At 63.3% G+C, this 7,927-nt stretch carries 7 protein-coding genes and 1 pseudogene; 2 read left to right on the top strand and 6 right to left on the bottom strand.

Going from position 1 to position 7,927, the window contains the following annotated elements:
- Nucleotides 1-3 precede the first annotated feature (3 nt).
- Entirely contained in the window at nucleotides 4-207 is a 204-nt protein-coding gene (locus VMR39_RS15045; protein WP_325416774.1) for a hypothetical protein, read from the bottom strand.
- 418 nt (nucleotides 208-625) lie between these two features.
- Here VMR39_RS15045 and VMR39_RS15040 point away from each other — a divergent pair, with 418 nt between their 5' ends.
- Entirely contained in the window at nucleotides 626-991 is a 366-nt protein-coding gene (locus VMR39_RS15040) for a hypothetical protein (RefSeq protein ID WP_325416773.1), read from the top strand.
- Between the two features lie 94 nt (nucleotides 992-1,085).
- Here VMR39_RS15040 and VMR39_RS15035 read toward each other — a convergent pair whose 3' ends face one another.
- Both VMR39_RS15035 and VMR39_RS15030 read right to left on the bottom strand, forming a co-directional pair.
- Nucleotides 1,086-2,441, bottom strand: a complete 1,356-nt coding sequence (locus tag VMR39_RS15035) for an anti-phage deoxyguanosine triphosphatase (RefSeq protein WP_325416772.1) — start codon at nucleotides 2,439-2,441, stop codon at nucleotides 1,086-1,088.
- 100 nt (nucleotides 2,442-2,541) lie between these two features.
- The gene (locus VMR39_RS15030; protein WP_325416771.1) at nucleotides 2,542-5,919 is read right to left on the bottom strand and encodes a TM0106 family RecB-like putative nuclease; all 3,378 of its coding nucleotides are present in this window, start codon (nucleotides 5,917-5,919) and stop codon (nucleotides 2,542-2,544) included.
- A 157-nt stretch (nucleotides 5,920-6,076) separates the two neighbouring features.
- Between VMR39_RS15030 and VMR39_RS15025 the strand changes: the two genes are divergently transcribed.
- On the top strand, nucleotides 6,077-7,018 hold the full coding sequence (locus tag VMR39_RS15025) for a WYL domain-containing protein (protein ID WP_325416770.1): 942 nt from the start codon (nucleotides 6,077-6,079) through the stop codon (nucleotides 7,016-7,018).
- Nucleotides 7,019-7,079: 61 nt separating this feature from the next.
- Here the strand turns inward: VMR39_RS15025 and VMR39_RS15020 are convergent, their stop codons facing one another.
- The 3 genes and pseudogenes from VMR39_RS15020 to VMR39_RS15010 all read right to left on the bottom strand — a co-directional run.
- Nucleotides 7,080-7,343 (bottom strand): DUF3892 domain-containing protein, encoded by a 264-nt coding sequence (locus tag VMR39_RS15020; protein ID WP_069709679.1) that lies wholly within the window; start codon nucleotides 7,341-7,343, stop codon nucleotides 7,080-7,082.
- 2 nt (nucleotides 7,344-7,345) lie between these two features.
- Nucleotides 7,346-7,561: a hypothetical protein gene (locus VMR39_RS15015; protein ID WP_325416769.1), complete on the bottom strand. Its 216-nt coding sequence runs from the start codon at nucleotides 7,559-7,561 to the stop codon at nucleotides 7,346-7,348.
- Nucleotides 7,562-7,721: 160 nt separating this feature from the next.
- Nucleotides 7,722-7,927 (bottom strand): annotated as a pseudogene (locus VMR39_RS15010) (DNA-packaging protein); the annotation flags it as partial.

Here is a 7,927-nt window from a genome sequence, read left to right as displayed (position 1 = left end):
GAGTTACGCGACCTGGCTGGCGACGAGCGCTGTGCCGCGCGGATCGACCGATATCTTGCGCGATGCGTTCCGGGCGACATAGCCGAACCGATCGGTCTGGGAGGCGGCGAGGCAGGTGCGCGGGTAAGAGGAGCCTTTGCGCAGATGCCGCCGTTGACGCGGGCTGTGCTTGCGGTAGTGGTTGGTCGCAGAATGACCGTGGCGCAAGTGTCGCGCAGGTTTGGAATATGTGAGGAGCGGGTCTGCTGGCATTTTCGTCGCGCAATCTCGATGGTAGCGGAATATCGAGATGAGAGCTGAGCTGCTTTCGGTGGGGTGATGCGGATTGGCGGCACATGAACAGGCGTGGCCTAAGCCGTTTTCTATTTCGGTTGGAAGGGCGGGTCGGCCAGTCCGACTTTCGGCAAGGACTGGGACATTCTGCTCGGTCCGGTTTGGAGCGCCAACGGCGGGACAGCGGACATTCAAAGGCCTTCTCCTTAAGGAGCGCATCTGTCCCAATCGTAGTCCGAACTGAAACCCGCGTGTGTCGGATCAAATTCCCAGCTTGTGGAAAAAGACCTTATTCCGCATCTCTGCGGCAGCGAGCACCTCCGTTCAATTCAATACGTCCATGTAAAGACGGATGTACGGGGCCGTCGGGCATGACAGCGAACAGTTTCTCGCTGTGCAGCCAGTTCGACACCTTGCGGGCCAGACCGCAGACTACATATCCATAGACGGTCGTATTGGCGTAGAAGAGGATGTCACGGCCTTTCGGCGTTCTGAACTTCCCATCCCGGAACTGATTGAGGTAGCGGATTATCTGCTGGACCGAAACGTCGTTAAACGAGGGGTTCGCGAAGTCATGGCGCTGCAGCTTCTTGAACTCGAAAATCGTGGTGGGGTTGCTCGGCTCATTATCGCCACGGGAGCGATACGCCGGTTAAAGATTGAGATGTCGCTGCGGTCCGTCCGCGCACCGTCGATCGGGATGTCCGAGGCTACATAGTCGGCGAAATTGAGGCGCTCGTCTAGGATCAATAGTTTGTGCTGTTCATAGTCGAGCGCATCGGAATCCTTGCGCCTAGCTACAGGGCTGCCTATCAGAGCTGATCGAACACCGATCCCATTCGCGGGCTAAACAGCCGCTCATAGGTCTTGAGCAGAAACCCGTCGGTCATGCCGGCGATATGATCGCAGATGACGCGCATGTCGCCGCCGTCGCGCTCGAACAGCGCGAAGGTTCCGCGCGGCAGAAATGCTTCGGGCTCCGTGGCGAATGCTTCGAAGACCGCTACCACCATCTGCTGCCCCTTGAATTCGAGATGCTGGACCGCTGGGCTGCGGATCACGCGGCGATAGACGAGTTTCTTCAACGCCTTGAGCAAGACCGCCGCATCCGGGTGTAGTGCGGCGCGATAACGGATTAGCGGTTCTTCGAAGCCGTTTTCCTCATCGAACAGGCAGTGTTGGACGAAATAGCCCACGAGGCGGCTGATCGCGTGCTTGCGCGGAGACGCTGAGCCAAACAGCATCGCGACGAGATCGCCATAGGCATCGTTGCCCGAGGCGGCTCGCTTCCTGGAGTTCACGAAGTCCAGGAAATGCCGACAGGATTCCGGCGAGACGTTCTGCTCGAAATCTTCTCTGGTGATGAAGGACAGCGCGAGCGCATCCTCCAGGTCGTGGACGCCGAAGGCGATGTCGTCGGCCAGATCCATGATGCTACAATCGAGCGATTTGTGCCGTGCCTTGTGATGTTCCGGCGCCGCACCTTCGGCCGCGGACCATTCGATGCTCGTGAACACGTCACGATCGCGCGGCGACAGCTTTTCCAGGATCCACATCACCGCGGCGTCCTCGCTATCCATATAGCATTTGGGCGGCTTGGCGGAGTCCCGATCGATGAGGCTGAGGACCGACATGTTCGGCCGCAGGACAGGCCGTAGATCGGGGTTGGCGAGCTTGCCGTAGGGGGCGGGATATTTGAGCGTGCCGAGAAGCGTGCGCCGGGCCAGGTCTGCGCCGTCATGGTCCGAATATTTTTCCAGCCGCGTAAGGATTCGGATGGTCTGGCCGTTGCCTTCGAACCCGCCATGTTCGGCCATGCAATAGTTGAGCGCGACCTCGCCGCCATGTCCAAAGGGGGGATGGCCAAGGTCGTGCGTCGCGCCGATGGCCTGGATTTGGGGAAGGGAAGGGAGGTGCTCGATGGCGCGGTGCGAGGGATGATCGGTTTGCAATTGCCGGGTGACGCTGCCCGCGATCTGGGCGACCTCGAGCGAATGGGTCAGCCGGTTTCGATAGAAGTCGCTGTCGCCCAGATTGAGGATCTGCGTCTTGCCCTGCAGACGCCGAAAGGATGCGCAATGAACGATCCGGCCATAGTCGACATCGGCATCGCTACGCGCGTCGCCGGCATGTTTGCGCCAGCCGCTGCGGCGATCATCCCACTTCATACCTATCCCTTCGTTTCCGTCTCCTGCGGGCGGATATCATTCTTCCGCCGTCCGCGCATCCCGGGACAGAGAGTTTGCCTGGTCGCCGGCACCGCCAAGGTCATGCGCTGGCCTGATCTCGCTGATTGTCGGCAAACTGCTTGGCCCAGCACAGGCCGTCGACCAGCTCCATCTGCGCGATCGTCGTGCAGGGGATCTCGAGCAGCTTGGGATTGGCGAAGATCACCGCGAGGCAGCGGGCTCGGCTGATCGCGACATTGAGGCGATTGCGGCTGTAGAGAAACTCGATGTTTCGGGGGAGATCGTCGCCCGACGAGGTGGACATGGAGATCAGCACGACCGGCGCTTCCTGGCCCTGGAACTTGTCGACCGTCCCGACCCGCGCGCCTTCGGGCAGCGTGCGCCGCAGCAGTTCGACCTGCATATTGTAGGGCGAGACGACCAATATGTCCTCGGCACTGATTTCATGGCGTTCGCCCAGCTGGTCGGTCCAACTTGCCCCGAGCAACGCGCAATAGGTAGTCGCGAGCCGCTCGGCTTCCTCGGGCGAGCGCTGCGCACGGCCGCTATGGTCGACCGCGACGAAACGCAGGCCCGTGGCCGCAAGGGCAGCGGGATCCGCGGCGACGTTCACATCGATGTGCTGCCTGGTTGTGCTCGTTTCGGCCTGGAGGCGCCCTTCATAGACCGCTTCGGAAATGAAGGTGCAGAGGTCGGGATGCATGCGCCGGGAGATGGGCAGGAAGACGCCCTGATCGGCAGGCACCGTTGCGTGTCCCTCGAGCAGATGGTCGAGGGCCGATCGGCCGCTGCCGCCCGGATGCGTGCCCTTGATCGGCTGCGACAGCTGCATCTGGTCGCCGACCAGCACGATGTTGCGCGCCGCCGTTCCCATCGCGATGACATTGGCGAGGCTGACCTGGCCGGCTTCGTCGATGAACAGATAGTCGAGCGTGCCGTCGAGATCCTCGCGGGCGAACAACCAGGCCGTACCCGCAACGAGCTGATGATGCGGCGACACACCGCTTCCGCTGCCGCCGACGACATCGGCGATCCAGCCGTCCGAACCGAGAATCTGATCGTCGCGCGAGGATTTCTTCATGCCGCGATAGCGCAGACCTTTGGCGGCCGTCTTCGCTTCGACATCCTTGAGGAGGTTGTTGATCGCCTTGTGCGAGTTGGATGCAACGCCGATGCGCTTTCCCGCCGCGAGCAGCGCGACGATCGCTTCGGCCGAGGTGTAAGTCTTGCCGGCGCCCGGCGGACCTTGGACGAGCAGATAGCTGTCGTCGAGCCAGCTCAGGGCATCGATCGCGCCGTCAGTCGCGTCCGTGCCTTCGGGCACGATCGCCTGTCCCGAGGTGCGTCCGGCAAGCTTCGGACGATCGCGGCGCAGGATTGCGGTTACGGCGACATAGCGATCTTCGCCATTCGCCACGCTCTGGGCATAGCGGTGCACCGCGGCGCGCAGGATCTTGTCGCCCACCGGGCCTTCGGGGATGAGCGCGGTGCCCGGCTCGATGGCCGAGCGGCTTGGTCCGAGCTTGAGTTCGATCGTGTCTGTGTCCTCGTCGAGCGACATGATCTCCCCTGCCGGCTCCAGCGTGCCGGAGCGCAGCGGCTTGTCGCCGACCTTCATCTTGAAGTCCTGCGGCGGGAAGGTGAACGGATGGACCACCGACTTCTTGTCCGCCCAGGCACGCAGCGTGGGGTGGGGCTGGAGGTTCGCTAAGCATTCGGCGTCGTCGAGCAGCGCATCCGCGTCCATTTCCTGCCGCGCGAACATCGCCCACCAGCTGGGCTTGGCCTCGCGGCGATGAAATTCGAGCAGATCGACCAGCAGGCGCCGCCACGGCGTGTCTTCCGCGGCGATCAGGGCCACTGCCAGCTGCCGCGTTCGCTCGTCGGCCTCCTCGCGTGCGGCGACTTTTGCCGGATCGGCGGGCGCCAGCGTCCGCCCGGTGAACCATGGCGTGCCATCGGGTCGCAGGGACAGGAGCCAGTCGCGGCAAAGCCGGGTCGAGCGGCAGTCGATCTCGTTATAGTCGGCGATCTCCGCAAGAAGCTCGTCCCCGCCGACCCGGCGCCAGCGCTCGTAGATCACGATGCTGTCACCCGCCGTCTTGACCGCGCCGTGCCGGCCTCCGGGAAGATAGAAGGCCTCCATGTTCTTGATCGAGTAGCGCGGCTCGGACGTGCGAATGGCTTCGGCAACGACCTTGTAGAGATCGACCAGCCGGTCGCCGCGCAGCAGATCGTCGACCTCCTGTTCGCGCGTCCCGTGATACATGGCGAGGCGCTTGAGCGCCGTCTCTTCGTAGGACGCATAGTGGTAGATATGCGCGAGGGGATGGCGCGCGAGCCGCGCGGTCATGAAATCGATCGCCTGTTCGAACGCGATCTTCTCGCTCTCGCGGTCATGCGCCCAGAAAACGTGGAAACGATCCTCGCCTTGGTCCAGAGCCACCAGCCCGAACAGATATTCAAGGCCGCCCTCGAACAGCGGATCGCCCTCCATGTCGAAGAACATGTCGCCCTCGTCGGCATGCGGCAGGCGTGCAAAGCCGCGCCCCGGCGCAGCCTCGAGCAGCTCGATGCGCCCCTCGCCGGTCTGGCGCTGGTGAGCCTGCAGCCGCGCCTGGGCCGCGAGCTTGGCGACGGTGCCTGCCTGCATACCGGGAATTCTCGCGCCGGGGGGCAGGGCCGCGAGGGCGCCGATGCTGTCGATGCCAGCCTCGCGGAGCGCCGATCGCTGGCTGCGCCCCATGCCGGCCACGATCGAGAGGTGATCGGCCGCTTCCCATTCGGCGGTGCAGTGATCCGACCAGCGGCAGAAGCTGCAATGGCCGCAGGGATCGCCGGCCGAGCTGTCCGGCACAGCGGCGGCAAAGCCTTCGAAGCGCTCGCGCGCGATCGTGAAATAATGGATGAGCGAGGACGTGGGCAGGGTGACGATGTCGCCGCTGCCCAGGACGACATGCATCGACGGGGGCGCTACGCCCTGCACGTTGCGCAGCATGTCGGCATAGACGCAGAGCTGCAGAATATGCTTGGGCTTGGCCGAGCGGGCGAGCTTGGTGTCGGCGACATCATAGGTAAAGTCGCCAAGCGAGGAGGGAACGTCGTCGCGCTTAAGCAGGAAATCGGAATAGCCATGCCATTGGCCTGCCAGGAACGCGCCCTGATAGACGACGTCATAGCCGGCCTGCATGGCCTCGCGCGTCGCCTGCGCGCGTTGCTCGAGCGTGCCCTCGCTTGAAATCTCAGCGATCGAGCGCCCCTCCGCGCGAAGCCTCTCGAGATAGGCGCGTTCGTGCTCGATGCCCTTTTCCTGGAGCAGGACCGCGCTGTCATCATCGGGCACGAAACTGGTCGGCGTTGCAAGGTTGCCTACGTCGAGCACGGTCGCGTGCGCGCAGCCCATGAAGTTTACCAGATCGCTCGCGGAATAGAGCGTCTGCCCGCCGTGCCTCAACATCCCTGTTCCTCTCGATACGCCGCAAGAACCACTCGACTCGTCATGGCAGATGAGCATGATGGTACTACATGACAGAAGTTGTCGCTTCCGGGGGGAGGGTAGTATTTCTTATCGCAATGCAATTGACTTGCTGACGGTCGCGGCAAGGGCCGCATCCATGCGCGGCGTCAGTCTGGCCGAAATCGAGGACATCCTCGAGCGAGACTATCGCACGGCGCAGCGCCTGATCCGCGCCATGGGGCAATGCTTTCCCGAACTGGAAAAAGTGAAGGACGAGGAATCGGACAAGGCGCGCTGGAAACTGCCTTACAAGGCGGTGGCCCCATTGCTAGCGCCGACGCCTGAGGAAATGGCGGCGCTTACTGTGGCGCTCGACATGCTGGGCAAGGGCGCTGGCAAGGATCAGGTGGCGGCGCTGCGCTGCCTCCACGCCAAGATCTTGGCGCTGATTCCCGACGACCGTAGCCGCCGGCTCGCGGCAGACGAGGAAGCGCTCCTCATGGCCTTGGGCCATGCCGCGCGGCCAGGCCCCAGGCAACTGGGGAGCGAGACGGTCGACGTGGCCATTTCCACCGCGCTCAAGGGAACATCACAACTACGTATCCTGTACCGTGGATGGAAGGACACCGTCGCGCGCGAACGCGTGGTTGCGCCGCATGGGTTGCTGCTCGGCGCGCGCCGCTACCTGGTCGCGGTCGATCTCGGCAAGGTCGGCGGCGGCATCCAGCATTTCCGGGTCGACGCCATCGAGGAAGCGACCGTTCTTCCGCAAAGCTTCATCCGCAAGGAGGGTTTCGACTTAAATGTCCATGCCGAGCGCTGCTTCGGCTCCTACCAGCATGAGGGCGGTATACACGATATCGCCTGGCGCTTTGCTCCCAAGGCGGTGCGCTGGGCGGAAGGTTTTCTGTTCCATCCGTCCCAGACTACGGAGCGCGAACCCGACGGTTCGCTGGTTGTGCGGTTCAGGGCCGCGGGTCTCCTCGAAATGTGCTGGCATCTGTATATGTGGGGCGATGCGGTGGAAGTGCTATCACCGCCCGAACTCGCGCAGATGGTCGCGGCATATCGGCGCTCGGACTTTCCTTCGATGCCCTGACGCTATTCCGGGGCCGGAGCGTGAGCCCCGGCCCAGATCCCGGCCGTTGGCGGCAAAGCCGTCAGCAGTCGGGCAGATCGTCCAGATTGTTGCGCGACGTGGTGTCGCGGTCGGTCCGCAGATACTTCCCGGTCGATCCGTTGACGACGCGGATCTTGGTCTCCGGAGCATTCGCCCAGTTGACCCAGTATTCATGCAGACCCAGTTCGATGTCGCTGATCGCATCCGCCTTGCCGCGGGGCGACCAGTATTCGCCGGAATTGCATAGTCGGGTGATGTCGCCCTGCCGGTCCTTGCCGGTGGCGCGCACATAGCGTTTCGCCATGATTAGCTCTCCTTGATCGTCGTGTGGGGGCTGGCCTTCCCGTGCGCGGTCGTAACGTACCGGCCCGAGATGGCGCTGCGGTAATGGGGACCGGAACTCCCGCTCGGACCGGCGCTCTCGCGGACGGTCGTGTGGGGGCTGGCCTTGCCATGCTTGGCGGTTACGTACCGCCCGCTGATCGCGCTGCGGTAGCTACCGCTGCCTCGACCTTTGCTCATAGATGTTTCTCCATCGTTCGACGCGACTCTCGTTCATCGCGATTCGCATCGTGACGAGCCGATGCGACAGATCGCGTCGCATCGGGTGTCGGACTGGACGCTGCGAAACATGAGGTCAGGCAGCGCGCGTTGTAGACCTATCGCGTGGGATGATCTCGCCTTACTCATAGATGGCGGCGATAGGCTCGACGTGCACGACCTTGCCTCGCGTCGCATCCCCGGCTTTGTAGGCAACAGCGCGCTCCGCAGGTTGGACAATGGCGAGCACGACGTCTCCGCCGAAATTCTTCTCGCCCACAATCCGGTCGGCACCCCAGCGGCGGTACATCTCGACCGCGCGGCTGCCCTTCCAAAAGCGCCGCCGCG

Source organism: Sphingobium sp. (assembly GCF_035511395.1).
GTDB lineage: Bacteria > Pseudomonadota > Alphaproteobacteria > Sphingomonadales > Sphingomonadaceae > Sphingobium.
Note: the sequence above shows the minus strand (reverse complement) of the source record. Positions and strands in the feature narration are given on the sequence as shown.

Coding starts and splice junctions, on each gene's coding strand:
- VMR39_RS15015 (WP_325416769.1), bottom strand. CDS start 7,561: ATGAGCAAAGGTCGAGGCAGCGGTAGCTACCGCAGCGCGATCAGCGGG.
- VMR39_RS15025 (WP_325416770.1), top strand. CDS start 6,077: ATGCGCGGCGTCAGTCTGGCCGAAATCGAGGACATCCTCGAGCGAGAC.
- VMR39_RS15020 (WP_069709679.1), bottom strand. CDS start 7,343: ATGGCGAAACGCTATGTGCGCGCCACCGGCAAGGACCGGCAGGGCGAC.
- VMR39_RS15030 (WP_325416771.1), bottom strand. CDS start 5,919: ATGTTGAGGCACGGCGGGCAGACGCTCTATTCCGCGAGCGATCTGGTA.
- VMR39_RS15040 (WP_325416773.1), top strand. CDS start 626: ATGTACGGGGCCGTCGGGCATGACAGCGAACAGTTTCTCGCTGTGCAG.
- VMR39_RS15035 (WP_325416772.1), bottom strand. CDS start 2,441: ATGAAGTGGGATGATCGCCGCAGCGGCTGGCGCAAACATGCCGGCGAC.